The following is a 26,952-nucleotide window of genomic DNA, read 5'->3' on the forward strand; positions in this document are numbered from 1 at the left end:
TACCTGAAGGTAGCTGAGTCTCTTTATAAAATGATGTTGTTTTGGTATACGGTAACGGAAGCGGTCGGCAGTTCTATTTCCTGACCTGCGCTCAACTCCTGCGGCAGCGCTATACCTGTCCCACCATACCTGCTATCGTTAGAGGCCAGCACCAGCTTCCATGAAGCCCCCACCTCTTTGACTACCTTGGTTTTTTTAGGTTGGCTACTTATGTTAAATAACACATAAAGATACGGACTCTCGCCGGAGTGGATCTGGTGCAGGATTTGGGTATGGCTGTCACTTGCAACATGAAGGCGGGTCTTGTCAGGTCTTGTCAGGGCAGGGGCGAACTTTCGCAGCCGGATAAGCGCTTTATAGAAGTCGCGTAGCTGGCGGTGCTTTTCGCTGTGCTCGTGCGAACGCTGCAGTTTCGATTGGTTGAAGGTGTCCTCTGATTGCGGGTCCGGTGCTTCACCCTGCCAGGCAAACGCTGAAAATTCCTCTTTGCGGCCGTTGCGAATGGCCTCTACCAGGTCTTTGTCGGAGTGGCTCACAAAGTATAGGAACGGATTTTCCTCGCCATATTCTTCGCCCATAAACAACATGGGCGTGAAAGGGGAGAGCAGCACCAGGCCTGCCGCCACTTTGAGCATGTCAGCGGATACGAGTTTGGTCAGTCTCTCGCCGAGCATGCGGTTGCCCACCTGGTCATGGTTTTGGGAGCAGACCACAAACTGACGGGCGGGGTTTGCGGTGGCATCGCTGCCGAAGGTGCGTTTGCGGTGCTCGGAGTAGAGGCCATCGTACACAAAGCCGTGCTGCAGCGCTTTCTGCAGTTGCTCCAGCTTTCCAAAGTCGCTGTAATAACCGGAGTCTTCGCCGGTGAGCAGCGCGTGCACGGCATGGTGAAAATCGTCGCTCCATTGCGCCGCCAGTCCGTAACCGCCTTTTTCCATCGGATTGATAACCCGCACATCGTTCAGGTCACTTTCCGCAATCAGGATGAAAGGGCGACCCAACTGCTGCTCCAGGTGCTCTACGTGCTCCTGCAGTTCCTGCAGAAAGTGCTTGGCACCTGTGTCGAGGATGGCGTGCACGGCATCGAGGCGCAGGGCGTCAATGTGAAAATCACGCAGCCACAGCAGGGCGTTCTGGATGAAAAAGTTGCGCACATGGTCACTATGGGCATCATCGAAGTTGAGCGCCTTGCCCCAAGGCGTATTGTACTTGTTGGTGAAGTAAGGACCGAAGTCGTTGAGGTAATTGCCTTCCGGACCCAGGTGGTTGTATACTACGTCCAGCACCACGGCTATACCTGTGGCATGGCAGGCGTTCACCAGTTTTTTCAGTTCATCTGGACCGCCATAGGAATTTTGCACCGCCGAAGGGTATACGCCGTCATAGCCCCAGTTACGGCTGCCCGGAAATTGCGCCACAGGCATCAGTTCGATGGCCGTTATACCTAAGTCGACCAGTTCAGGCAGTTTGTCGATGATGCCCTCGAAGGTGCCTTCTTCAGAGAAAGTGCCCACGTGTAGCTCGTAAACGATGTACTGCTCCAGCGGCAACGGTTTCCAGTTTTTGTCAGTCCACTTAAAAGCAGTGTGGTCGACCACGGCGGAAGGTTCGTGCACTCCATCGGGCTGGAACTGTGAGGCGGGATCGGGACGTTCCATGTCTTCGTCGAGCTGGAAGGTATAGCGCGCACCGGGACCTGTCTCTTCGCTCAATCCGGTCCAATAACCGAAGGCTTCGCGCTGCAGCGGTATGATCTTATCGTTATCTTTTAGCACCACATCCACCTGTGCCGCCGCCGGCGCCCACACCGTGAATAGTGTTCCTTTTTCATGGCTGTAGTGTGCTCCAATTTCTCTTGTTATGCTCATAAAGTATCCTATTACGCCTGATTTCTAACTGGCATATACGGTATTAGGTTGTTCTTTTTTGGCCGATAGAATTTTTCACGATTCCAAAGTGCTCCCGTAACCGGCTTAACATAGGGTATAGGTATAGCATCCTATTTTGCCCCGAAACCTATTGCGCGCGCATGCAGTACCTATTAGCTATTCTTTATCAAAATCAGGAAAAAAAGCATACATGGAAGCACTGGAAGGAACCAAAAGGGTTGTCATCGAGAACGTGAAGCCGCAGGTAAACTGTGGGCAGTATCCAATCAAACGCGTTGTGGGAGAGGAAGTCGAAGTGACGGCAGATGTGTTTGGTGATGGCCATGATGAAGTAAAAGCCGTGCTGCTATACCGTCATTCCAAAAAGAAGAAGTGGAGCGAAGTGCCCATGCGGTTTCTGGGCAACGACCACTGGCAAGTGATCTTTACGCCCGACAGCATGGGCACCTTTGAATACACCCTGCAGGGCTGGATCGATCATTTCTATACCTGGCAAAAAGGACTCAAAAAGAAGTTTGAAGCCAATCAGGATATCACCGTAGAGTTGCAGATAGGTGCACAGCTGCTCGAAGAGTCTGCTGCTTCCGCCAAGCCCGGCCAGCAGAAGCGACTACGCAAGTGGGCCGAGCAACTGAACAGACCCGGTTCCGTTGCCGACGCTGTAGCGCTGGCCACTAGCGAAGACGTATCGGACCTGATGCACGCCTGCTGCGACCGCCAGAACGTGACAACATACCATAAAATTCTAACCGTAGAAGTGGAGCGCCAAAAAGCGCTTTTCAGTACTTGGTACGAATTCTTCCCACGCTCAGCCGCACAGGAAGCAGGCCGCCATGGAACCTTTCAGGATTGCGAGCGACTGCTGCCTCGCATCGCCGAAATGGGCTTCGATACGATCTACCTGCCGCCTATTCACCCGATTGGTTTTGCTTTCCGGAAAGGCAAGAATAATTCTGTGACTTCTCAGCCCGGTGAACCGGGTTCTCCCTGGGCCATTGGCGCTGAAAGCGGCGGACACAAATCCATTCTGCCGGAGCTGGGCAGCCTCGACGAATTCCGCCATTTTGTGCAGACTGCCCGCGAACACGGTATTGAGGTAGCGCTGGACTTTGCTATTCAGTGTTCACCGGACCATCCGTACGTAAAGGAGCACCCACAGTGGTTTAAATGGCGGCCCGACGGCACGGTGCAGTATGCCGAGAACCCACCCAAGAAATACCAGGATGTGCTGCCTGTCAACTTCGAAACAGAAGACTGGCAGAATCTGTGGCGCGAACTCAAGAGCATCGTCATACACTGGATCGAGCAGGGCGTTTACATCTTCCGGGTCGATAACCCGCATACCAAGCCTTTCGCCTTTTGGGAATGGATGATCAGGGAAGTGCGTCAACAATATCCGCAGGTGATCTTCCTGGCAGAGGCCTTTACCCGTCCGCGTGTGATGGAACGGCTTGGCAAGATCGGCTTCACGCAGTCCTATACCTATTTCACATGGCGCAACTCGGCCGCTGAGATCAAAGAGTACATGCGCGAACTCACCCAGACCGAGATGCGCGACTTCTACAGACCTAACTTCTGGCCAAACACACCCGATATTCTGCCGCACGAACTGCAGTCTGGCGGCGAACCGGCGCACATTACCCGCGTGGTGATGGCGGCGACGCTTTCGTCCAACTATGGTATGTATGGGCCTGTGTACGAGTTTGGTATCAACACACCGGTGCAGGGCAAGGAAGAATACTGGGATTCAGAGAAGTATGAAGTGATGCACTGGGACTGGGGCCGCCTGACCAAGATCCGGGAGGTGATCACGAAGATAAACAAGATACGCCAGGTGAACCCGGCGCTGCAAACCACCTGGAACATCGCCTTTGGCGATACCGACAATCCGCAGCTGCTATGCTATGCCAAGTGGGACAGCGAACGACGAAACAAGATGCTGATGGTGGTGAACCTGGACCCGCACAACACACAAGCCGGTTGGGTGCAGGTGCCGCTGCACGCCCTGAACATGGACAGCACCCAGCAGTACATGGTACACGACCTGATGACCGAACACAAGTATACCTGGAACAGCGAGTGGAATTACGTGGAGCTTCGGCCACACGAAATGCCGGTGCATGTGTTCCGTATCGAAACCGCAACCCCTGGCATGGGCCACGACAGTCTGGACGACAACTGGCTACCCGATGACCACGGCAAACACGAATAAAACAGAAAAAACTATATGGCAGAGGACAACACCCTTCTCGACGACAACATTCACTGGTACAAAGACGCCATCATTTACGAGTTGCACATCAAAGCCTTTATGGATGGCAACGGCGACGGCATCGGCGATTTCAAAGGCTTGATGCAGAAGCTCGATTACCTGGAAGAACTGGGCGTGACCGCGATCTGGCTCTTGCCTTTCTACCCATCGCCACTCAAAGACGATGGCTACGACATCGCTGACTACTACAGCATCAATCCGAGCTATGGCAACATGCAGGATTTCAAGCTGTTTGTGAAAGAGGCGCACCGCCGTGGGCTGAAGGTCATCACAGAGCTCGTTATCAACCACAGCTCCGACCAGCATCCGTGGTTTCAGCGGGCACGCCGCGCCAAGAAAGGCTCCAAATACCGTAACTACTACGTCTGGACCGACGATCCGAAGCAGTACAAAGATGTGCGCATCATTTTCACCGACTACGAACCAAGCAACTGGACCTGGGACCCTGTGGCCGGGCAGTACTACTGGCACCGCTTCTTCCACCACCAGCCCGACCTGAACTTCGACAACCCGGACGTGCAGCAGGAGGTGTTTAAGATGCTCGACTATTGGTTCGACATGGGCGTGGACGGCTTCCGTCTGGACGCCGTGCCCTACCTGTTTGAGCGCGACGGTACCAACTGCGAGAACCTGCCCGAAACCCACGCCTTCCTCAAAAAGCTGCGCGCGCATGTGGACAGCAAGTATACCGGGAAACTGCTACTGGCGGAGGCGAACATGTGGCCCGAGGATTCGGCTTCGTACTTCGGCGATGGCGACGAGTGCCACATGAACTACCACTTCCCGATCATGCCACGCCTGTTCATGTCCGTGAAAATGGAGGACCGCTACCCGATCATCGATATTTTTGACCAGACGCCTGCTATACCTGAAACCTGCCAATGGGCCATGTTCCTGCGCAACCACGACGAACTCACGCTCGAGATGGTGACCGACGAGGAACGCGACTACATGTACAAAGTGTATACGCGCGACCCGCTGGCGAAAATCAACCTGGGTATACGCCACCGCCTGGCCCCGCTCTTGGGCAATGACCGCGCGAAGATAGAACTGATGAACGTGCTCCTGTTCTCGATGCGTGGCACGCCGGTGGTTTACTATGGCGACGAAATCGGGATGGGCGACAACTACTACCTCGGTGACCGCGACGGCGTGCGCACCCCCATGCAGTGGAACGACAACCGGAACGCGGGCTTCTCGACGGCCAATCCACAGAAGCTATACCTACCTGTGATCATCGACCCGGAGTACAAGTATGAGTCGGTGAACGTGGATACGCAGCAGCACAACGCCAACTCGCTGCTCTGGTGGATGCGACGCGTTATCAACATGCGCAAGCGCTACAAGGCCTTCGGTCGCGGCGAAATCCGTTTCCTGAACCCGGCTAACGCCAAAGTGCTGGCCTTTGTGCGCTCTTACCAGGATGAAAACATACTCGTGATCGCCAACCTGTCACGCTTCCCGGAGGCGGTGGAGCTGGACTTGCCGGAGTTTAGGGGCTACGTGCCGGTGGAGGTGTTCAGCAAGAACAAATTCCCACAGATAAAAGAGGACAGTTATGTGCTGACGATGGGCGCACACGGCTACTACTGGTTCGAACTGCAGCCGCAGGAAGTGAGCGGCCGCGAGGGACTCGACATGAAGAAGCCAGCCATGCAACTGCCGCCGCTCAGTCAGTCTATACCTTCCCGTGCGCTCAAAACACTCGAAAGTAAGGTGCTGCCGCCTTACATCATGAACCGTCGTTGGTTCGGGGGCAAGGCCCGCACCATACAGCGCATGCAGGTGGTAAACAACATGCCGATGGTGGCCGGGCGCTTTGCCGCTTCGCTGCTGTTTATTGAGGTGAGCTACAACGAAGGGCTGTCTGAGCTGTACCAGTTGCCAATTGCCTTTGCCAGCGGCGAACAGGAGGAGGAACTGATTGCCACGCAACCCAACAGCGTGATTGGCCGCGTGACCATGGATGGGAAAGAAGGCATCCTGTACGACGCGGTTTACTCTGAGGATTACCGCCAGATGCTGCTCAACCTGATGGCCAAACGCAAAAGCATCAGAGTGGATGGCGCTGAACTGGTGGGTACCGGAAGCCGCAGCATTGCCAATAAAATAAAAGAGATAGGGCAGCCGCTCACTTCTAAAATACTGGGAGCGGAGCAGAGCAATACCTCCGTCCTGTACGACAACCAATTCTTCCTGAAGGTATACCGGAAGCTCGACCGTACCCTGAACCCGGATGTGGAGATCGTGCAGGCCCTGACGGACAAGGAATTCCCGCATGTGCCGATGTTCCTGGGCTCGGTAGAGCACGAGGAGGAAGGCAAGCCGCCGATGGTGCTCGTGATGCTGCAGGAGCTCGTGCCGAACCAGGGCGATGCCTGGGTATACATGGAGGATTCGCTCAAGCGCTTTTTTGAGCGACTGCAAACCCATAAAGACCACGAACCATTGTCTGACACAACGGGCACACTGGCGCGGCCTGTACCGTTTGCCGACGCGCCGGAGCACATGCAGTTGCAACTCGGAGGCGCTTCGGTAGAGCGCATCGAACTGTTGGGGCAACGCACCGCCGAAATGCACCTGGCCCTGGCCGATATGGTAGAATCCAAGGACTTTGCACCGGAAGAATTCTCGCTCCATTATCAGCGTTCGCTCTACTCGTCGCTCACCTCGCTGGTGCGCAGCAATTTTGACAGCCTGCGCAAGCACCTGCCCAACCTGCCGGATAGCGTGCGAGCGGAAGCGGAGGAGGTGCTGCAGATGCGTCAGCAAGTGCTGGAGCGTCTCAAGATGATCTTCCGTCGCAAGATCGACACGATGAAGATCCGGACCCACGGCGACTACCACCTGGGGCAGGTGCTGTTCACGGGTCGCGACTTCATCATCATCGACTTCGAAGGGGAGCCGGCCCGCTCGTTCAGCGAGCGCCGACTCAAACGCTCCCCGCTACGCGACGTGGCCGGCATGATCCGCTCGTTCCACTACGCTGCCTACAATGCGCTGTTCCAGCAGGACAGTTTCCGCAAAGAAGACGGCGACTACCTGGAGCAATGGGCCGAGCAATGGTACCACTACGCCAGCGGGTTCTTTATGCATACCTACCTGGGTATAGCCAAGGGCTCGGGCGTGGTGCCGGCAAACGAAGAAGACATACAGGTGCTGATGGAGACCTACCTGTTGGAGAAGGCGATCTACGAGCTGGGCTATGAACTGAATAACCGTCCGGATTGGGTGCTCATCCCGATCAGGGGCATCAAGTACATCATGAGGAAATATCAGAATGGCTAAGAAGAAGGAAGAGGAAAACACACAACAGAACCCGCTGACAGGTATGGAAACCGGTACCGGTCCAGCTTTGAACGAAAGTATGGGGCCGAACAAGGCCGGGGGCAGAAAGCAAAGCAAGAAGGCCGAAGGTATAGCGACTGTGGAGGTGCAGTCTGGTCTTGCTGCGGCGCAGACCAAAAGGGGCAGGCCACGCAAAACGGACAGCTCCGCAACGGAAAGTGCAGCCGAGGAAATGACGGTGAAGCCAAAGCGGGGGCGTGCAGCCCAGGCCACATCAGCTGAGCCGACTGCCGTGGCAGGTGAAACGAAACCGAAGAGAGGCAGATCGGCCAAGTCCGCAACGCTGCAGCAGGAGGCACAGGAGGTCGGTCTGTCGACCACGCCTGCTCCGGTGGTGGAGCAGCCACGTCAGGAGCAAACCGGACCGGTCTACTACGACATCAGCCGGCTGTCCGAGTTCGATGTATACCTGTTCCGCGAAGGCCGCCACTTCAACCTGTACGAAAAGCTGGGTTCACACCTGATGGAACGACAGGGTATGAAAGGCGCCTACTTTGCCGTGTGGGCCCCGAATGCCGAGCAGGTATCCGTGATGGGCGACTTCAACTCCTGGAACCGCGAAAGCCACCAGTTGCAGGTACGGGCCGATGGTTCAGGTATATGGGAGGGATTTATACCGGATGTGCAGGCAGGCATGCTGTATAAGTACCACATCCGGTCGCGCTACCACATGTACCATGTCGAGAAAAGCGATCCCTTTGCCTTGCGCCGCGAGAAACCGCCGCAAACCGCCTCGGTCGTGCACGAGCTGCACCATACCTGGCAGGACGAGGATTGGCTGGCAAAACGCAAGTCGCGCCACGGGCAGCCACAGCCTTACTCGGTTTACGAACTGCATGTGGGCTCTTGGCGACGCAAGCCCGAAGACAACAACCGTCCGCTGACCTACCGCGAACTAGCCGAGGAATTGCCTGCCTATGTCAAGGATTTGGGCTTTACGCACGTGGAGTTCATGCCGGTGATGTTCCATCCTTTCAGCGGTTCCTGGGGTTACCAGATCACCGGTTATTTTGCAGCCGCGAGTCTCTATGGCTCGCCGGAAGACCTGATGTGCCTGATTGATGCACTGCACCGCGAAGGCATCGGCGTGATCATGGACTGGGTACCCTCGCACTTCCCGTCCGACGAGCACGGGCTGGCCTATTTCGACGGCACGCACCTGTTCGAACACGCCGATCCGCGCAAAGGCTACCACCCGGACTGGAACAGCTACATCTTCAACTACGGTCGCAACGAGGTGCGCTCTTTCCTGATCAGCAACGCCTTGTTCTGGCTCGATAAGTACCATGTGGATGGCTTGCGCGTAGACGCTGTCGCCTCGATGCTATACCTGGACTACAGCCGCAAGCAGGGCGAGTGGATTCCCAACGAGTTTGGCGGGCGGGAGAACCTGGAGGCGATTTCTTTCCTGAAGGATTTCAACGAGGCCGTACACACACAGTTCCCCGAAACGCTCACGATTGCAGAAGAGTCTACGGCCTGGCCGCAGGTGACTGGCAAAGTTTCAGATGGTGGTCTGGGCTTCGACATGAAGTGGATGATGGGGTGGATGCACGATACGCTCACCTACTTTTCCAAAGATCCAATCTACCGCAGACACCACCAGGGCGACATCACGTTCAGCATCATCTACGCGTTCAGCGAGCGCTTCATGCTGCCACTCTCGCACGATGAAGTAGTGCACGGCAAGGGCTCCCTGATCCGCAAAATGCCGGGTGACGAGTGGCAGGCTTTTGCCAACCTGCGGGCGCTCTATACCTATATGTACGCGCACCCAGGTGCCAAGCTCCTCTTTATGGGCGCCGAACTGGCACAAAGCAAGGAGTGGAACCACGACAGCAGCCTGGACTGGCACTTGCTGCAATATGGTAACCATGCAGGTATACAAGCCCTCATACGCGCACTCAACCATACCTACCAGCAGGAACCGGCCCTCTACGGCAAAGCGTTTGATCCGGCAGGCTTCGAGTGGATCGACTATAACGATGCTCACAACAGCGTGATCAGTTTCCTGCGCAAAGGGGAGCGGCCGGAAGAGCAGTTGCTGGTAGTCTGCAATTTCACCCCGGGCGTGCACGATAATTACCGCCTGGGCGTGCCGACTGGTGGTAACTGGGTAGAAGTGTTCAATAGTGATGACAACCTTTTTGGTGGCAGTAACTTCCACAACCACGGTACGCTGCAGGCTATACCTGATTCCTTCCACGGGCATGACTACTCCATTACCCTGAAGTTGCCGCCTATGGCGGTGGTGTATTTTAAGTACCAGCCACAGCAGGGTTAAGTAAAATAATTTCATAGGGTAATTACCCTTGACAAGGGAACGTCTGTTCAGGTCTGCATAGGCGCTCTTTTTTTGCTCAGGTAGGTATGGCTGGTAGGATGGGAGCTTGTTCGCTCGTTACTGCTATAGTGGGGCTCCGTGCCCAGGTATACCTATACCTAGCGTAGCTTCAGTCTAGCTATAACTTAAGCTAATCTGTTTTATAGCTTGCCCTGGCCGGGCGGGCCCTACTTTTTGTCTTGACACAAAAAGTAGGCAAAAAAGTCAAGATTCCCCAAACTCGCTGAACGCTCGAACAGTGGGTAATCATCTAGTGCACCGGGCACAGCCGTTTTTTCCATAGCTTAAGGGGCAAGTTAGTCTTTCGATACGTGTCAGTGGTCTGAGCTACAACGCTTATACCTATGAACTGGCAGCTGCTGACTCCCCTCCTTGGACAAGGAGGGGTAGGGGTGGTTGGACCCGGTATAGCAAAAGGAATTGCTGTAACTACGAAATTTATACCTATAAAATGGTGGTGGCCAAAGTTCCCCTTTGAAGGGGTAGGGGGATGTCAACCGTACGTGAAAACCCTGACTCCCCCACCTATCACTTCCCCTTCCGAAGCGGCAGAAACTTGGTGAAACTACGCTTGCGTTCGCCCTCCTCACTGGGAAGGTCTGTGTCGGCAACCGAGCGTACGTCTTCGATGGAGTAGAATGCGTTGGGGTTGTAGTCGCGGATGATGTCGATGACTTCTGTCATTTTCTTGCGCTTCACAATCATGAATAGCAGATTGACTTTGCCGCGCGAGCCTTTGGCGTCCAGGGCGGTGAGGCGGTAACCCCTGTTGGTGAGGCGACTGATGAGTTCATCGCCCGAATCGACGGTAATGACCCGGACTACCACCTGGCCCAGCGCCAGCATCTGTTCGATGCGAAGGCCCAGAAAGTTGCCTGCGGCAAAACCGGCCGCCCAGGCAAAGTAGGAGGCGACGTTGTTGAGGTTCTGCATCACCTGCGTAATGGCCACGAGCCAGATCAGTACTTCCACAAAACCAAGCAGCGGAGCAATGGTTTTGTCACCTTTCGAGATGAAGACGATGCGAAGGGTGCCCAGCGTCACATCCATAATGCGGGCAAAAAATATAAGGGCAGGTATAATGACCCAGTTGACGATTTCAGGGTCAATTCCTTTAAAGTAATCCATGGGGTGCTTTGTTCTTTGGCTAATGTGTAAGCTGTTACTGACAACGACCAGAAATAGTTTTCTAATCTGCCGTGGCCCGGGCTTCATGCAAAGTTTCCGGGCGAGGCTCACAAATAAAGATACTAAGTATTTCGCGAATATGGTAACATAACTCCAGGTATGCCCCATGAGCTGAAGAAAGCTTTGCGGTGAAGTAAATACTTCAGTATCAGGGAGAGAATTTATTTCATATTAATTTTACTATATAGCCAAAACGTGCGCTCAATTTTCTCCGTATGCTATAAAGACTGCTTGTGTCATAATTAATTTGACGAAGCATATTTTTCAAAATCCGGACCCTGAATGCAGCTGGCTCACACCCTGGGTCGGCTGCTGCAGATGCCAGACATAAGGTGTAATCGCATGGCGAAATTGATTATTGTATCAAACCGGCTCCCTGTAAAACTACAGGAACATGAGGGCCGGCTTGATTTTAAACCAAGTGAGGGAGGCCTCGCGACGGGATTAGGCTCTATCTACAAAAAGAAGAACAACCTGTGGGTTGGCTGGCCGGGCATGGTGGTCGAAGATGAGTCGCAGCAACAACAGATCACCGACAACCTGAACGGACAGAACATGCATCCGGTCTTTTTATCGGAGAAAGAAATAAAAGAGTTTTACGAGGGCTTCAGCAACGAAACGCTATGGCCTACTTTCCACTATTTCAGTCAGTACGCTATTTATGAGCACCAGCTCTGGGATACGTATGTAGAGGTAAATCAGAAGTACTGCGACGAGTTGATGAAAGTAGCGGAACCCGACGATACGATCTGGGTGCACGATTACCAGTTGCTGCTACTACCCTCCATGCTGCGCGAAAAGCTGCCGGAGAGTACCATCGGCTTTTTTCAACACATCCCATTTCCTTCTTACGAAGTGTTCCGTCTCTTGCCCTGGCGCAAGGAGCTGCTTGAAGGTATGCTGGGTTCTGACCTGATCGGTTTCCATACCTACGACGACATGCGCCACTTCCTCAGCTCGGTCAACCGCCTCGTGGGCCACGGCAGCACGCATGGCTGGATCAATACCGGCAACCGCTCGTTGCTCGTCGACTCTTTCCCGATGGGGATCGATTATGACAAATACGAGCAGACGGCTGCTAGTGAGGAAGTAATGAAGCGGGAGAAGATGTACCGCAACAACCTGCACTCCAAAAAGATAGTGCTCTCCATTGACCGACTGGATTACTCCAAAGGTATACCGCAACGCTTGCAGGCCTTTGAGCTTTTTCTGGAGCGCTACCCGGAGTTTCATGAAAAGGTGACCCTGGTAATGCTGGTGGTGCCCTCGCGTGACGCGGTGGAGAAATACAAGGAACTGAAAGAGGCGGTGGATGAACTGGTGGGCCGCATTAATGGCAAGTACAGCCACATGAACTGGAACCCGATCCAGTATTTCTACCGCTCGTATCCGCTCGAAACGCTGTCTGCCTTCTACCGCATGGCCGATGTGGCGCTGGTAACGCCTATGCGCGATGGCATGAACCTGGTCTGCAAAGAGTACGTGGCCAGCAAGCTCGACCAGACCGGCGTGCTGATCCTGAGCGAAATGGCGGGCGCTTCCAAAGAGCTTTCGGAAGCGCTGTTGATCAATCCGAATGACATTAATCAGATGGTAGAGACGCTGCACACGGCCCTCACCATGCCGGAAGACATTCAGAAGCAGCACATGCAGCACATGCAGGAATCGCTGCGCAGGTATAACATCCACCATTGGGTGAGCATGTTCATGGACCGTCTCTCTTATGTGAAGATCAAACAGCTGTCCATGGCTACCACATACCTCGACGAAGCTACTTACCAGGAACTCAGCAACTCATACGCAGAGGCTAGTTCCCGCTTGTTCTTTCTGGAATATGACGGAGCCCTGGTTGACTACCACAACCGTCCGCTAATGGCTGCTCCTGACGAGGACCTGCTGGAGCTTTTGCAAAAGCTGAACAGCAATCCTAAAAACCGGGTAGTGGTGATCAGTAGCCGCGAGAAAGACAACATGCAGCGCTGGCTGGGCCACCTGAACATCGACCTGATCGCTGAGCACGGTGTCTGGATAAAGCAGCGCGGCACCGGCTGGCAGACTATGACTAGCCTGATCGACGACTGGAAGAGCGATATACGCCTGATCCTGGACCTGTACGTAGACCGCACGCCGGGCTCATTTATTGAGGAGAAAGAGTACTCCCTAGTATGGCATTACCGTCGGGTGGAAACCGGTTTGGGTGAGCTGCGTGCCCGTGAGCTCGTGAGCCACCTCAATTTCCTGGCCACCAACAGCAACCTGCAGGTGCTCGATGGGCAGATGGCAGTGGAGATCAAGGCGCAGGAGGTGAGCAAGGGCAAAGCAACCGGTTATTGGCTCAATATGTACCCGCACGACTTTGTACTGGCCGTTGGCGACGACTGGGGCGACGAGGACATTTTCAAGGCAATGCCGCGTGAGGCCTATACCGTGAAGATCGGTAACTCGCACTCCGTGGCCAAATACCACCTGGATAGCTGTGAGGAAGCCCGGAAACTGCTCTCAAGGCTGGTGGGGCTTAAACAGAAAAAGCTTCCGAAAGAATTGTTGTAGATTGGTTTTAGTGAAACAGAAAAAGCCCCGGCTGCTATATGACAGTGCGGGGCTTTTCGTTTAGGCGGTGCCTGCTGCGCTTAGCGCCTATCTTCCGTTCTTTTGCTATACCTACGGTAACTGTATACCAGCGATAGAAGCACCAACACATTGGCTACCAACCGCATATATACCTGTTGATTCGGCACAGAAGTCAGCGAACCGGTGAAATCAATGTTAGTCAGGTTATAAATGATCAAACCGATCAGTAACACGATCAGGATGAGGGCAAACTTTTTCATGAGGAGTTCAGCTATACCTACTGAAACAAGGTGCCATTCGCGCCACTGCCTTTCTCAGTCTTAGCTGCCGGCTCTTCGCAATTCTCCTCGTTGAATACCTGGTTGATGGCGTTCTCGGCATGGCGCAGTTTGTCTTTGCAGAATTTGATCAGCAGAGAAGAGCGCTGCACTTTTTGGGTGAGTTCGTCCACATCCACGGAGTCGCTTTCGATGGCCCGCAGGATTTCCTCAAGTTCCTGAGTGGCCTCGCGGTAAGTCATTTTATTTATGTCTTTGTTATTCATCTTTATCTGTAGTTACAACTAAACTGTGCACTCTGCCATCTTGCAGGCGCGTTTCGATCACATCTCCCTCTTTTACCTGCCCCATGTGCTTGATGATCTTGCCGTTGATCAATGTTAAGGTATAACCGCGGAGTAAAAGCTTCTCCGGGTCGTTTGCCTGAATACGCATTTCGAGCATGTCGAGCCTGTGGCTGTCGGAGCTTAATTTTTTCTGGGCACTGTACTGCAGGCGGTCGCTGCATTTTACAAAGCTAAGCTGACTCCGCTTGTGCTTGTCCTTGGCCTCCGTTTCGATGCAGTGCACGAGTTTGTTCAGGTCCTGCTCCTTCATGTGAAGCCAGCGCTGGCCTATACCTTCCACACAAACCGTCAGCTCGCTTAGTTCCTTGCCGCGCAGGTGCAGCAGGTCTTTGGTGTTGGCCTGCAGCAACCTCTCCGAGTTCAGCAACTGGTGTTTCTGGTTCTCGAGGAAACTCTTTGGTTTGAGTAGCAGGCTTTTGGAAAAATGCTCCAGCTGCTCCCGGTTCTCCTGCAGCAAGCTGTTGGTCAGATTGGCTATTTTCAGGCTCTGCCGCTCCAGTTTGTCGGCCGTGAGGCGAAGCTGCTGGCTGGCGAACATGTAAATACTGTCGAAGAGCCCCTCTACCTCCGTTTCGAAAGCAAGCGCCTTTTCCAGCAGGTAATTAGCCACGGCCGTAGGTGTTTTCTGGCGGGTATGCGCCACCAGGTCGGAGATGCTTTCGTCGCGTTCGTGGCCTATACCTGTTATTACGGGCAGGGAAGCGTTGCCGATGGCTGCCGCCACTCTGTAATCGTCGAAGCAGCCCAAATCCGTCTGCGACCCACCCCCACGAATAATCACGATGGCGTCGAATAAGTGGCTATACCTGGCAATCAGGTCCATGGCTTTAACAATGGAGTTTGGTGCCTCGTTGCCCTGCACGGTAGCCGGGAAAAGCCGCGTGTCGAAGGTATAGCCGTAGCTGTTGTTTTCGAGTTGGTGTATAAAATCCTGGTAGCCCGCCGCCGTTGCCGACGATACAATAGCCAGTCGCTGCGGCACAAGGGGCATTTCCAGCTCCTTGTTGGCTGTGAGTAGTCCCTCCGCCTCCAGTCGCTTCAGGGTTTCCTGTCGCTGCCGGGCGAGGTCGCCGATCGTATAGTTGGCGTCGATGTTGACAATATCGAGGCTCAGGCCATAGAGTTCGTGGAACCGCACCTGCGCTTGAAAAAGGATCTTGAGTCCGGCTTTGAGAGGCTGCCCGGTTTTCTCTTCAAAATAGCGCCCCAGCATCTGAAAGCGGCTGCTCCAGATCGTAGCACGTGCCTGCGCCTGAATGGCTCCGCGAGGGTTATCGCCTTTGTCAACCAGGTTGAGGTAGCAGTGCCCTTTGCGCCGGTCCGGCGTTACCTGCGATATCTCAGCCACCACCCAGTAACTATCCGGAAATGCCATCTCCAGCTCCTCCCTGATCTGCTGGTGCAGTTCGAAGAGCGAAAGCGGAGCATGAAACTCCTGTGTAACGGTAGTCTGGCTAAAATTAAACTGGGCCATGGGCTGGGTGAGGAATCTAATCCCGAAGATAGGGTTTTTGGGTGAAATCTGGTTAGAGCGATATCGGATTTTCCTTTAAATGGTTTCTGTTCGGGCTGGATAAAGGTTTGTTGCAGTATAGTAGTAATGGCGCGCGCGTCCTCGCTCGTGACTAGTATAGTGGGGCCTCTGGCCCAGGTATAGGTATAGCTTGCTTATGCAGGTATAGCAAACTGTATTGTTCTATAGCTTGCCCTGGCCGGGCGGGCCTTACTTTTTTCCTTGATGAAAAAAGTAAGCAAAAAAATCAAGACCCTCCAAACTCGCTGAACGCTCAAACAGTGGAGTGTCGTTTGATGCACCTGGCTGAGGTGATCTGTTTCATAGCTGAAGGGTCAAGTTACTCTTGCTATACCTGATAGGGGACTTTGCTGTAAAAATTATACCTATAAAATGGCAATGACGGAGATTCCCTTCTCGGGAGGGGCTAGGGGTGGGTTAATCGTGCACCGCTCCTTCCCCTGTTTTTAGGGGAAGGCTGGGATGGGGTAAAAGTCCCCCTTCGAAGGGGGCAGGGGATGACAATCGTGCACTAAAATCCTGTCAATCCTTTAATCCCGAAAATCCTGATTTGGAAAATCCCATCTTACCCCTTCAACCCATCCAACGTCTGCATCACCTTCTCCTGCCACAGCTGCTTCTCTAATATCACAGGCGGCGCGGCGCGCTCGAGGCAGTCCAGGGCGGGACAGCGCTCACAGGTTTCGTTTACGTAACGGTGCACAATGGCCGGGTCGTCGAGGAAGCGGACTTTGCGGCGGAGGTTCTCGTTGAGCAGCAGGCCAATGCTGATCGTGCCTGTCAGGCTTTCGGTTGGCTGGGCCAGGGCGAGCACCAGGTACTCGTTGGTGGTGTTGATATAGGAGGAGCGCTGTATACCTACCAGCGGCCGCTCAAGCTGACCCGTCCGTTTTTGTCTGTCCATTTCCTCGAAAAGCGTGAGTGAGATCCAGCGACGGCAGTAGTGCTCGTTCAGGAAAGAAGCGTGCGGGTTGTGCAGTCCCGATAGGTGCAGCTCTTTGGTCAGTGAATAATGGTCTGAGGCCACATCGTGGTGAAAACGCAGAAAGAACAGCTGCTTGATGCTGAAAAAGCGCGGCAGGAGAGAGGTGAGCCGGTGCAGCAGCGTCTCCGGTGAAGTGCTGTAGTTTTCCATGAGCTGCAGTAATAAGTTTGGCTGCCAGGTAGGCTGCGCAAAAAACGTTTGCATGTCCTGCACCAGGCGGTCGCGGTTGAGCAGCAGGGCTCCCGCAAAGTAAGAGGCCTTGAAATTGTTAAGCACCTCTTCAAACGAGCCCACTTTTACCCAGGTAGAGGTGTGAGGGCGCGGTTTCAACTGCAGCACCTCAAAGCCAAGCTCGCGGGCTACCGCAAAAGCGCGCTGCTGCTCTGTCAGGTTCGGGTTGAGCAACAACACAGGGGCCGCACCAGGTATGTGTATCGAACGAAGCGGGGCCAGCTCAGCGTACTGACCAAAAGTATCTGTTGCTATTTTTATGTTAAATGAGTTTTCCAGTATACCTGCCAACTGCAAAAAAGTAGGGGTGGAGTCCGGGATGATGCCGTGCGCCTCCATAAAGTGTTCCACCTCCAGTTCCAAGTCCTCGAAGTAATTGTCGTGCAACTCCTGGTAAGAGCGGAGGGCGGAGAAATAGAACTGCTCTACCCGCAGGTCAAAGGCACGCGAGATTTCCAGCAGGGTGTTCACAAAGGCGCTCAGCTTGGCCGGCGCCGTCGCGAAAAGGTCCAGCAGGCGGCTGATGTCGAGCCCGAAATGCTCCAGCGGCAGTTCCGACAGAATGTTCGATTGGAGCAGTTCCCCCACTGGTTGCAGACGCTTGCTCAGTTGCAGCGACACCAGGTAATCGTACGTTACGCCCAATTCATCAGCAATCACGGCGATCTTGCTCGGTTTCGGGTGCTTTTTCCCTTTTTCTATTTCATTGAGGTACGACACCGATATACCTGTGCTCGTGGCGAGGTCAGTCAGCGAGATGTTCTTTTCTGATCTTAACTGTTTGATTTTCAGTCCGAGTATAAGCCGGATAACATCTTCCTGTAGCCTCATTTAAAATATTTTTCTTGGTCTTTATGCTAATAAACGAGCTTTTGCGATTATTTCCTAAAAACGTAAATAAAATTATTAGCGAAAATTCGCCAAAATTAAGATGTTCGCGTATAGATGATAAATTTATAATCCATCACCTCAAGTTTATAGCTATGTTAGTAGAAAGCACAGCCCAATTAAAAGGATTACCTGTGAAAGGTATAGAGCAGGTATTGACACCTGAAGCACTCGAATTTCTGGAAATGCTGCATGAGCGTTTCGAAAGCAGAAGAAAGGAGCTTTTGAAAGCCAGAGCAGAGCGGCAGCAGCGCATCGATGCAGGCGAGCGCCCCGGTTTTCTGGATGAGACCAAAGCGGTTCGGGAAGGGGACTGGAAAGTGGGTGCTATACCTGCCGATCTGCAGATGCGCCGTGTGGAGGTCACAGGTCCTGTGGATCGCAAAATGGTGATCAATGCACTTAACTCCGGGGCTGATGTGTTCATGGCTGACTTTGAGGATGCGAACTCTCCTACTTGGGAAAATGTGGTGGAGGGACAGCTCAACCTCTATGATGCTGTGCGCCGCACCATTACCTATCAGAATGGTAAGGTATACCAGTTGAAAGATACAGTGGCTTTGCTGAAAGTGCGTCCACGCGGCTGGCACCTGACTGAAAAGCACCTGGTGATCGGCGGCAAGCCGATCTCTGCCGCCTTATTTGACTTCGGACTCTTCTTCTTCCACAATGCCAAAGAGCTGATCGCTCGGGGCACAGGACCTTACTTCTACTTACCTAAACTGGAAAGTCATCTGGAAGCCCGCTTATGGAACGAGGTGTTTGTGGCCGCGCAGGAGGCACTGGCTATACCTGTCGGCACGATCAAAGCGACGGTACTGATCGAAACCATTCTGGCGGCTTTCGAGATGGACGAGATCCTGTACGAACTGCGCGAACACATTGTCGGCCTGAATGCCGGCCGTTGGGACTACATCTTCAGCGCTATCAAGAAATTCCGCAACCAACCGGATGTCATTTTCCCGGATCGCACGGCCATCACCATGCAGGTGCCTTTTATGAAAGCGTATACCGATCTGCTCGTGCAGACCTGCCACAAGCGCGGCGCGCATGCCATGGGTGGTATGGCAGCCTTTATTCCAAATCGCCACGATCCGGCTGTGAATAAAACGGCCTTTGAGAAAGTGAAAGCTGACAAGGATTTTGAGGCCAAAAATGGCTTTGACGGCACCTGGGTCGCCCATCCGGACCTGATCCCCGTGGCTAGGGAGGCATTTGACAAAGTACTCGGAGATAAACCGCACCAGAAGGAAGTGCTGCGCGAAGCCGTGAAGGTAAAAGCTGAAGATCTGCTCAACTTCGAGATAATCGAAGGCAAAATCACAGAAGCAGGGCTGCGACTCAACATCAACGTCGGCATCCTGTACATCGGCAACTGGCTCTGCGGAACCGGCGCGGCGGCTATCCATAACCTGATGGAAGACGCCGCCACCGCCGAGATCTCACGGGCGCAGGTATGGCAGTGGCTGCACCACCAAGACACCCGCACTGCCGAAGGTGAGCCCATCACCGAAGCACGTGTGCTACAATTGATCAAGGAAGAGACCGAGAATATCAAAGAGGAAGTCGGCCTGGCCATGTTCAAAAACTGCCACTTCGAACGCGCCTCCCAACTCTTCTCCGAGCTCGTGCTCTCCACTTGCTTCGTCGATTTCCTGACGCTGCCGGCCTATAAATACATTGATTGAAGTTTGGGAATTGAGGCGTTTAGGATTTGTAAAATCTAGGTGGTAGATAATCAATAGCAACTGAATCGCTTTCCATCTTAAACTAAAAGTACTCAACTCAGAACCTGATACTCCTCATCTCCCAAACTCATTTAACTCCTTCACCCATTTATCTCTCAAGCTCTTACTTCTCAAACTTCTAAACTCATATATATGTCAAAGACCGAAAGAATTCAGGCAATCCAGCAAGACTGGCTAGTGAACCCACGTTGGGCAGGTATAAAAAGACCGTATACCGCCGACGAAGTTGTGAAACTGCAGGGCTCGGTTAAAATTGAGTATACACTGGCCCGCAATGGAGCAGAGAAACTGTGGTATAAGCTGCACACGGAAGACTATGTGGCCGGACTGGGCGCGATGACAGGCAACCAGGCGGTGCAGGAAGTGCAGGCCGGTCTCAATGCCATTTACCTGAGCGGCTGGCAGGTGGCTGCCGACGCCAACCTCGCCGGACAAATGTACCCCGACCAGAGCCTATACCCAGCCGACAGCGTACCGAAGGTGATCAAGAAGATTAACAACGCGTTGCTACGCGCCGACCAGATCCAGAGTGTGACAGGGGAGGGAGAAATCGACTGGTTGGTGCCGATTGTGGCTGATGCGGAGGCTGGTTTCGGTGGTAACCTGAATGCTTTTGAACTGATGAAGATGATGATAGAAGCCGGGGCCGCCGGGGTGCATTTTGAGGACCAGCTGTCAAGCGCCAAGAAGTGCGGCCACCTGGGCGGCAAGGTGCTGGTACCCACACAGGAGGCCATCAACAAACTGGCGGCTGCTCGACTCGCGGCCGATGTGATGGGCGTACCAACGCTGCTGGTTGCCCGCACCGATGCCGACGCCGCCAACCTGATCACCAGCGATATCGATCCACGCGACCATGAATTTATTATACCTGGCGAGCGCACCAGTGAGGGCTTTTACCGCGTGAATTGCGGCATCGAGCAAGGTATAGCCCGTGGCCTGGCCTACGCCCCTTATGCCGACCTGATCTGGATGGAAACCTCTACACCCGACCTGGAGCAGGCCCGCAGGTTTGCAGAAGCCATCCATGCGGAATTCCCGGGCAAGCTGCTGGCTTACAACTGCTCTCCGTCCTTTAACTGGGCGGCCAAATTAAGTGTGGAAGAAATGGAGACGTTTCGGGAAGAGTTAGCGCAGATGGGCTACAAATTCCAGTTCATCACCCTGGCCGGCTTCCATGCACTAAATACCAGCATGTTTGAACTGGCGAAGGCTTATAAAGCACGTGGTATGGCAGGTTATTCTGAGCTGCAGGAGCGGGAGTTTGGTCTGGTGAAAGAAGGCTTCAGAGCCGTGAAGCACCAGTCTTTTGTCGGCACCGCCTACTTCGATGCTATTCAGAATACCGTCACCTCAGGCACCGCTTCCACTGCCGCGCTGGTGGGTTCTACCGAAGAAGAGCAGTTTCATTAATCACTGACCGACCCCATAAAAAGAGAACTCCCCGCCATCGATCAGACAGCGGGGAGTTCTCTTTTTGTAGGATCTGGAAGGTATAAGATGACCTTTTACTCCTGCTTGAACCCAATGCCTTTGGCGCGTTTCGCCCAGTTCTCACGGGCCCATTTCTGCATGTCTTCCACGTTGTCCATCTCGTCCATGATTTCCATACCCAGCAACGTCTCGATGATGTCCTCCATGGTCACGATGCCGGCCGTGCCGCCGTACTCATCCACGACCAGCGCAATGTGGTTTTGCTCTTTGATCAGTCGGCTGAACAGCTCAGGTATAGGCATGTACTCGGTCACTACTTCTATGCTGCGCTTAATGCTTTTCAGGGGCAGGTGGCCCTGGTTGTCGATCAGTTTGGAGAGCACTTCGTCCTTTAGCACATAGCCATCCGCATCGTCGAGACTGCTTTGGTAAACCGGTATTCGGGAGAAACGTAGGGTTTTCGCCTGCTTGAAAAAATCAACGATCAGCATGTCTTCCTGCGCACCGTACACAACAGTTCTCGGTGTCATCACATGGCGCACCAGCACCTGGTTAAAGCGCAAAATATTACGCAGGATCTGGGACTCGCCACGCTTAAAAATGCCTTCTTTTATACCTATTTCCGCCATGGCAGAAAAGTCGGCGCGGCTCAGCACACTCTTGTTCTTGTCACGCTTCAGGCGCCTGGTAATGAACTGCGACAGCATGATAAGCGGATACAAAGGTGAGTAGATCATGATGCGCAGCGTTCTTACTGCAAAAGGAGTCAGCTGCCTCCAATAGTTGACACCAAGTGTTTTAGGGATGATCTCAGAAAATATGAGGATGATAATGGTGACCACAGCAGAAACCAGCGAAAGGTACTTGTCTCCCCACAAGACCTGCGCCTGCGCCCCTACCCCGGCCGCGCCGATGGTATGCGCGAACGTGTTGAGGGTGAGGATGGCAGCCAGTGGCCGGTCTATGTTTTCTTTGAACTCCTGCAGGTGCTTGCCGAGCGCCGGATTTTTCTGTTTGGTGATGCCCACATGCGATGGCGTGATGCTCAGCAGAGCCGCCTCAAGCAAAGAGCACAGAAAAGATAAAATAATCGATATGAAAAGGTAAAAGAAAAGTAAACCCATGTAGGTGGTTACGGTTTTGGTTCGTCCGGGACTATTCTAATCCGGCGACGTCAAAGATTAAGGCGTCAAAGATACTGAAATTAGTGCACCACGCGTAGCACCGGCTCCTCGAGCGGTGTGCGGGTCTCAGGATCCACCGTAAAATAGCCCACCATACTCGGCCCATAGCCCAGATTCAGTTCCACAAACTTATCCTGCTCAGGCAGCATGCCGATCACCTCTTGCTGCAGGGCCTTGTACTTCGTGAGCAGATCTTTCAGCTTCTGCTCTTTATCATTCAGCGAGTTCTGCGGTTGCTTATTCGTCAGATGCTGTTCCATCGTCTGCTCCGGGTCAAAGTCGGGCCGCATGCTTTGCAGCGACAGCAGTTCCACTTCCAGCAGCCGGATGTCACGCTCCACGTGCAGGTACTCTTTTACTTTTTCCTCCAGCGGGACGAGTGATTCATTCAGGTATTCTATCAGGTTTTCCATAGTGTATCAGGTATGTAAGGGTGTACAACTCCTATACGGCAATTGCCACATATATTTTCATACGTGAAGCGCTATGGCACGGCTACCTAGTTACACGAGGTATACCTGTACCTATACTTGGGCTTATAGCCATTTAAACACCTTTTTGATTAATGCCAAGCGATTGCCATAAGGCGGGTAGCGCAGCGGAAGGTCAAGCCAGGTGCCGCGGTGCACAACACTTTTCTGGTTAGAGAACAGCTCAAAGCTGGCCCGCCCGTGGTAGCTGCCCACGCCGCTTTCGCCTACACCGCCAAAAGGCAATTTGGGGTTTATGAGGTGCGAGATGGTATCATTAATGCAGCCGCCTCCAAAGTGCACCTGCTCCAGTACTTGCTGTTGTTCCCATTTGTCAGATGAGAAAAAGTAAAGGGCAAGGGGCTTCTCCCTGGCATTCACCTGCCGGATGGCATCATCCAGGTGGGTATAGGTGAGCACAGGCAGAATAGGTCCGAAAATTTCGTCCTGCATAACCGGGTGTTGCCAGTCCACCTGGTCCAGCACAGTTGGGGCGATGAAGCGGCTCTCTGCATCGTGCTGCCCACCAATCCGCACCACGCCGTCCTGCAGGTAGCTGTTCAGTCGCTGATAGTGCCGATCGTTGATGATGCGTGCGAAGTCCGGGCTGTGCCGGGGGGAGTCGCCATAAAACTCCTGAATGGCAATGCGCAGTCGTTCGATCAATTCGTCCTTTACCTGCTCCTGCACAAGCAGGTAATCAGGGGCCACGCAGGTTTGGCCGGCGTTCATGAACTTTCCCCAGGCAATACGTCGTGCTGCCAATCCCAGGTCAGCATCTTCAGCCACGATCACAGGACTTTTGCCGCCCAACTCTAGCGTCACAGGGGTAAGGTGTTCAGCGGCAGCCTTCATCACGACGCGGCCCACCTGGGTGCTACCCGTAAAAAAGATGTAGTTAAAACGCTGCGCCAACAGGTGCTGCGTCGTGGACACACCACCTTCCACCACGGCAACTAATCGGGGATCAAAAGTTTTGGCGATCAGGCGGGCAATAACTGCTGAGGTGGCAGGCGTGAGCTCGGATGGTTTGATGATGGCACAGTTGCCAGCCGCCAAGGCACCAATCAAGGGGTTGAGCACCAGTTGCAGCGGGTAGTTCCATGGACCGATGATGAGGGCCACCCCATAAGGCTGCGAGTAAATGTAGCTGCGGGCCGGGAAGTTAAGGAGCGTCTCGCTGACGGCCTTTGGTCTGGCCCAGCGCACGATATTTTTAAGCACCAATTGCAGCTCTTTTTCAACGAAGCCTATCTCGGTGGTAAACGTTTCAAAAGCCGGTTTCCGGAAGTCGGTGTACATGGCATCAATGAGCTCCTGCTCGTGACTGCGCACAGCCTCCAGTAATCGTTGGAGTTGCTCTTTCCGAAAGCTGACATCTAAGGTATGGCCTCCGGCAAAAAAGGCGCGTTGCTGCTGCAGCAGGTCCAGCACGGCCTGTGGGTCTGCTTCCCTGGCGGGGATGACCTTGGTTACAAAGGTGTTTGTTGAATTCATAGCGGGTGAAAGGTTAGGGTTTGGTTGCGTAAGCCGGTTTTGGATCGGCAGCCGGTTGGCCGGTAAAGTCATTCATAGAGGTATAGACCCCAAACCAGCGGCCCGCCACCGTATCGAAGACACGGGTGGGTAAAATGCCACGAAGCAAGGGGAGTAAATTCACGATAAAAGGTTTGCGAAGCAGGATCTTGTTGTGCTCTATAGCATTCAAAATGGCTTCTGTGATCGCGTCGGGCTGCAGGATCGGGGTGAGCAGCGGCGCTCTTACGCCCGCGAACATACCTGTGTCGATGTAGCTGGGCATGACGGTGGTTACTTTCAGGTTGGGTCCGGTTTGTTCCAGTTCCAATCGCAGACTTTCAGACCAGCCGAGCACTGCCCATTTGCTCCCCGCATACACACTCATCCTCGGATTGGGAAGCAGACTCGCAGCCGAGGCAATGTTCACGATATGGCCGGATCCACGTTTGACCATGGCTGGCAAAAAGGCCCGGGTCACCAGCATGGCGCCCAGCACATTGACCTGCAGCGTCTGCTCAATCTCGGCCATGCTGTGCTCCACAAAAGGTTTGCCTACCACAATTCCGGCATTATTGATCAGGATTTCCGGTGCGCCGAAGCGGCTTTGTACATCATGTGCCGCCTGCTGTACCTGTGCTGTATCGCCTATGTTCACCTGCCAGGTATGCACTTCGTAACCAGCTTCACTGAACTCCTGATAAGTCTGTTGCAAGCCAGCAGGGTTAATGTCCCACACCAGTACACGGCTGGCACCGCGCTGCAGGCATTTGCTGCCCATCAGTTTGCCGATGCCCGAAGCTCCTCCAGTAATGAGGACTGTACTTTTCCTGATGTGGGTCATGCTTTATTTTAGACATTTGGTGCATTTCGCAAGCATAATATAGGAGAATAAGATCATATACAAAAATTTTTATACCCTTACCTTCAGTAAGATGCGTGCACAGTGCGTAAACGAAACCATGCTATACCTGGCTGCGTTTCGGGTGGCTGCATAGGTGTTATACCATCAACCGTGCTGGCTGTATCAGGTATAAATTCTCGTGGAATTTCCCTACTCTGACCTATGCTTCTTTGTATCTTTGGCAAAACGACCAAACTCGCTTTTCTATGACAGACGATCCCATCAAAATAATTGAGTGCCCCCGCGATGCCATGCAGGGCCTGCATGATTTTATACCTACGCAAACCAAAATTGACTACATCAACAAGCTGCTACAGGTGGGCTTCGACACGATCGATTTTGGCAGCTTTGTATCACCCAAAGCCATCCCGCAACTGGCCGATACCACCGACGTGCTGGCCGGCCTGGACCTGAGCAGCACCCGTTCTAAACTACTGGCTATCATTGCCAATGTGCGGGGCGCTGAGGAGGCGGCAACACACAAAGCGATCGATTACCTGGGCTTTCCGCTCTCGGTGTCAGAGACGTTTCAGCAGCGCAACACCAACAAGAGCATCGCCGAGGCTATGACCCAACTGGCTCAGATTCAGGATATTTGCCAGCGCCAGGATAAAACGCTCGTCACCTATATTTCCATGGGCTTTGGCAATCCGTACGGCGACCCCTGGGATGCGGCTACTGTCATTCGTTTTGTAGAAGAACTGGATAAGCTGGGTGTGAAGATCATTTCCCTCTCGGATACCATTGGCGTTTCTAATCCGGAGAATATCACCTACCTGTTCAGCGAACTGGTGCCTGCTTTCCCGCATATCGAATTTGGAGCGCACCTGCACACCACACCAACCAGCTGGCACGAGAAAGTGGAGGCTGCTTACGGAGCGGGCTGCCGCCGGTTTGACGGGGCCATGCGCGGGTATGGCGGCTGCCCGATGGCCAAAGATGAACTGGTGGGCAACATGGCAACAGAAAATTTGGTCAGCTACTTCGAAAATAATGCCTTAAATTTGAAGCTCGACAAAGAGGCTTTTGCTGCTGCGCTGGCAGCTTCAGGCTCTGTTTTCTCCTGATTATGGCAAGAAGAACAATTGTAGATATTTTCATTCCCTGCTTTGTGGATCAGCTGCATCCCGAGACAGGTATGAGCATGGTAAAAGTACTTGAGGGACTTGGCTGTGAGGTAAACTACAACCCCAACCAGACCTGCTGCGGACAGCCTGCTTTCAATGCCGGTTTTTTTGACGAGGCCCGCGAAGTAGCCAATAAGTTTCTCGATGATTTTTCGAATGAAACGTCGCATTACATTGTGGCGCCCTCGGCAAGTTGCGTCGGGATGGTGCGCAACGCCTACCAGGACATCTTTGTGAAGTCATCCAAACTGGTGAAGTACCGCGCCATGCAGAAAAAGGTGTTCGAGCTGACGGAGTTTCTAACCGATGTGCTCAAAGTATCGCAGGTGCCCGGCGCCCGCCTCGATGGCAAGGCCACCTACCACGACTCCTGCAGCGCCCTGCGCGAATGCCACATCAAGGAAGGGCCGCGTGCGCTGCTGCAAGGCGTGCACGGGCTGGAAATAATCGAGATGGAAGACACGGAAACCTGCTGCGGCTTTGGCGGCACCTTCGCCGTGAAGTTCGAGGCCATTTCAGTGGCGATGGCCGAGCAGAAAGTGGAAAATGCGCTGGCTACCGGCGCCGATTATATCATCTCGACCGACAGCAGTTGCCTGATGCACCTCAACGGCTACATTCAGAAAAACAAGAAGCCGATCAAAACTATGCACATTGCCGACGTGCTGGCGAGTGGCTGGTAAGGTATAAACTAC

General features: G+C 53.5%; 18 protein-coding genes. 8 read left to right on the forward strand and 10 right to left on the reverse strand.

What is annotated here, in order from left to right; genetic code table 11:
• Nucleotides 1-23: 23 nt before the first annotated feature.
• Entirely contained in the window at nucleotides 24-1,868 is a 1,845-nt protein-coding gene (gene treZ, locus L1278_RS17105) for a malto-oligosyltrehalose trehalohydrolase (protein WP_253406242.1), read from the reverse strand.
• A 211-nt stretch (nucleotides 1,869-2,079) separates the two neighbouring features.
• On the opposite strand from treZ, the gene L1278_RS17110 reads away from it, so the two are divergent.
• From L1278_RS17110 to glgB, 3 genes are read left to right on the forward strand one after another with little or no spacing between them, the layout of a single operon-like run.
• Complete coding sequence (locus L1278_RS17110) at nucleotides 2,080-4,101, forward strand: alpha-1,4-glucan--maltose-1-phosphate maltosyltransferase (protein ID WP_253406243.1); 2,022 nt, start codon at nucleotides 2,080-2,082, stop codon at nucleotides 4,099-4,101.
• 15 nt (nucleotides 4,102-4,116) lie between these two features.
• Entirely contained in the window at nucleotides 4,117-7,449 is a 3,333-nt protein-coding gene (treS, locus tag L1278_RS17115; protein ID WP_253406244.1) for a maltose alpha-D-glucosyltransferase, read from the forward strand.
• Complete coding sequence (glgB, locus tag L1278_RS17120; protein WP_253406245.1) at nucleotides 7,442-9,793, forward strand: 1,4-alpha-glucan branching protein GlgB; 2,352 nt, start codon at nucleotides 7,442-7,444, stop codon at nucleotides 9,791-9,793. The genes treS and glgB overlap by 8 nt, the downstream gene beginning before the upstream one ends.
• A 588-nt stretch (nucleotides 9,794-10,381) precedes the next feature.
• Here glgB and L1278_RS17125 read toward each other — a convergent pair.
• Complete coding sequence (locus L1278_RS17125; protein ID WP_253406246.1) at nucleotides 10,382-10,981, reverse strand: DUF2179 domain-containing protein; 600 nt, start codon at nucleotides 10,979-10,981, stop codon at nucleotides 10,382-10,384.
• 402 nt (nucleotides 10,982-11,383) lie between these two features.
• Here L1278_RS17125 and L1278_RS17130 point away from each other — a divergent pair, with 402 nt between their 5' ends.
• The gene (locus L1278_RS17130) at nucleotides 11,384-13,591 is read left to right on the forward strand and encodes a bifunctional alpha,alpha-trehalose-phosphate synthase (UDP-forming)/trehalose-phosphatase (RefSeq protein WP_253406247.1); all 2,208 of its coding nucleotides are present in this window, start codon (nucleotides 11,384-11,386) and stop codon (nucleotides 13,589-13,591) included.
• 80 nt (nucleotides 13,592-13,671) lie between these two features.
• Here the strand turns inward: L1278_RS17130 and L1278_RS17135 are convergent, their stop codons facing one another.
• From L1278_RS17135 to L1278_RS17150, 4 genes are all read right to left on the reverse strand, one after another.
• Entirely contained in the window at nucleotides 13,672-13,872 is a 201-nt protein-coding gene (locus tag L1278_RS17135; RefSeq protein WP_253406248.1) for a hypothetical protein, read from the reverse strand.
• A 17-nt stretch (nucleotides 13,873-13,889) separates the two neighbouring features.
• Nucleotides 13,890-14,156 carry an exodeoxyribonuclease VII small subunit gene (gene xseB / locus L1278_RS17140; protein ID WP_253406249.1) on the reverse strand — a complete coding sequence of 89 codons (267 nt, stop codon included), beginning with the start codon at nucleotides 14,154-14,156 and terminating at the stop codon, nucleotides 13,890-13,892.
• On the reverse strand, nucleotides 14,149-15,711 hold the full coding sequence (gene xseA / locus L1278_RS17145) for an exodeoxyribonuclease VII large subunit (RefSeq protein WP_253406250.1): 1,563 nt from the start codon (nucleotides 15,709-15,711) through the stop codon (nucleotides 14,149-14,151). The genes xseB and xseA overlap by 8 nt, the downstream gene beginning before the upstream one ends.
• 625 nt (nucleotides 15,712-16,336) lie before the next feature.
• Nucleotides 16,337-17,818: a helix-turn-helix domain-containing protein gene (locus tag L1278_RS17150; protein ID WP_253406251.1), complete on the reverse strand. Its 1,482-nt coding sequence runs from the start codon at nucleotides 17,816-17,818 to the stop codon at nucleotides 16,337-16,339.
• Nucleotides 17,819-17,970: 152 nt separating this feature from the next.
• Here L1278_RS17150 and aceB point away from each other — a divergent pair, with 152 nt between their 5' ends.
• Both aceB and aceA read left to right on the forward strand, forming a co-directional pair.
• On the forward strand, nucleotides 17,971-19,563 hold the full coding sequence (gene aceB, locus L1278_RS17155; protein ID WP_253406252.1) for a malate synthase A: 1,593 nt from the start codon (nucleotides 17,971-17,973) through the stop codon (nucleotides 19,561-19,563).
• Between the two features lie 192 nt (nucleotides 19,564-19,755).
• Entirely contained in the window at nucleotides 19,756-21,036 is a 1,281-nt protein-coding gene (gene aceA, locus L1278_RS17160) for an isocitrate lyase (RefSeq protein ID WP_253406253.1), read from the forward strand.
• 95 nt (nucleotides 21,037-21,131) lie between these two features.
• Here the strand turns inward: aceA and L1278_RS17165 are convergent, their stop codons facing one another.
• From L1278_RS17165 to L1278_RS17180, 4 genes are all read right to left on the reverse strand, one after another.
• A complete protein-coding gene (locus L1278_RS17165; RefSeq protein ID WP_253406254.1) occupies nucleotides 21,132-22,181 on the reverse strand; it encodes a CNNM domain-containing protein in 1,050 nt (349 codons plus the stop codon).
• Nucleotides 22,182-22,261: 80 nt separating this feature from the next.
• Nucleotides 22,262-22,654 carry a hypothetical protein gene (locus tag L1278_RS17170; protein WP_253406255.1) on the reverse strand — a complete coding sequence of 131 codons (393 nt, stop codon included), beginning with the start codon at nucleotides 22,652-22,654 and terminating at the stop codon, nucleotides 22,262-22,264.
• A 123-nt stretch (nucleotides 22,655-22,777) separates the two neighbouring features.
• Nucleotides 22,778-24,208, reverse strand: coding sequence for an aldehyde dehydrogenase (locus L1278_RS17175; protein WP_253406256.1), 1,431 nt, complete (start codon nucleotides 24,206-24,208; stop codon nucleotides 22,778-22,780).
• 13 nt (nucleotides 24,209-24,221) lie between these two features.
• Nucleotides 24,222-25,070: an SDR family oxidoreductase gene (locus L1278_RS17180; protein ID WP_253406257.1), complete on the reverse strand. Its 849-nt coding sequence runs from the start codon at nucleotides 25,068-25,070 to the stop codon at nucleotides 24,222-24,224.
• A 266-nt stretch (nucleotides 25,071-25,336) separates the two neighbouring features.
• Here L1278_RS17180 and L1278_RS17185 point away from each other — a divergent pair, with 266 nt between their 5' ends.
• Nucleotides 25,337-26,197, forward strand: coding sequence for a hydroxymethylglutaryl-CoA lyase (locus tag L1278_RS17185; protein ID WP_253406258.1), 861 nt, complete (start codon nucleotides 25,337-25,339; stop codon nucleotides 26,195-26,197).
• A gap of 2 nt (nucleotides 26,198-26,199) precedes the next feature.
• Entirely contained in the window at nucleotides 26,200-26,940 is a 741-nt protein-coding gene (locus L1278_RS17190) for a (Fe-S)-binding protein (RefSeq protein ID WP_253406259.1), read from the forward strand.
• The last annotated feature ends 12 nt before the right edge of the window (nucleotides 26,941-26,952 follow it).

The sequence above is a fragment of the Pontibacter sp. HSC-36F09 genome, assembly GCF_024171605.1.
In the GTDB taxonomy this organism is placed as follows: Bacteria; Bacteroidota; Bacteroidia; order Cytophagales; family Hymenobacteraceae; genus Pontibacter.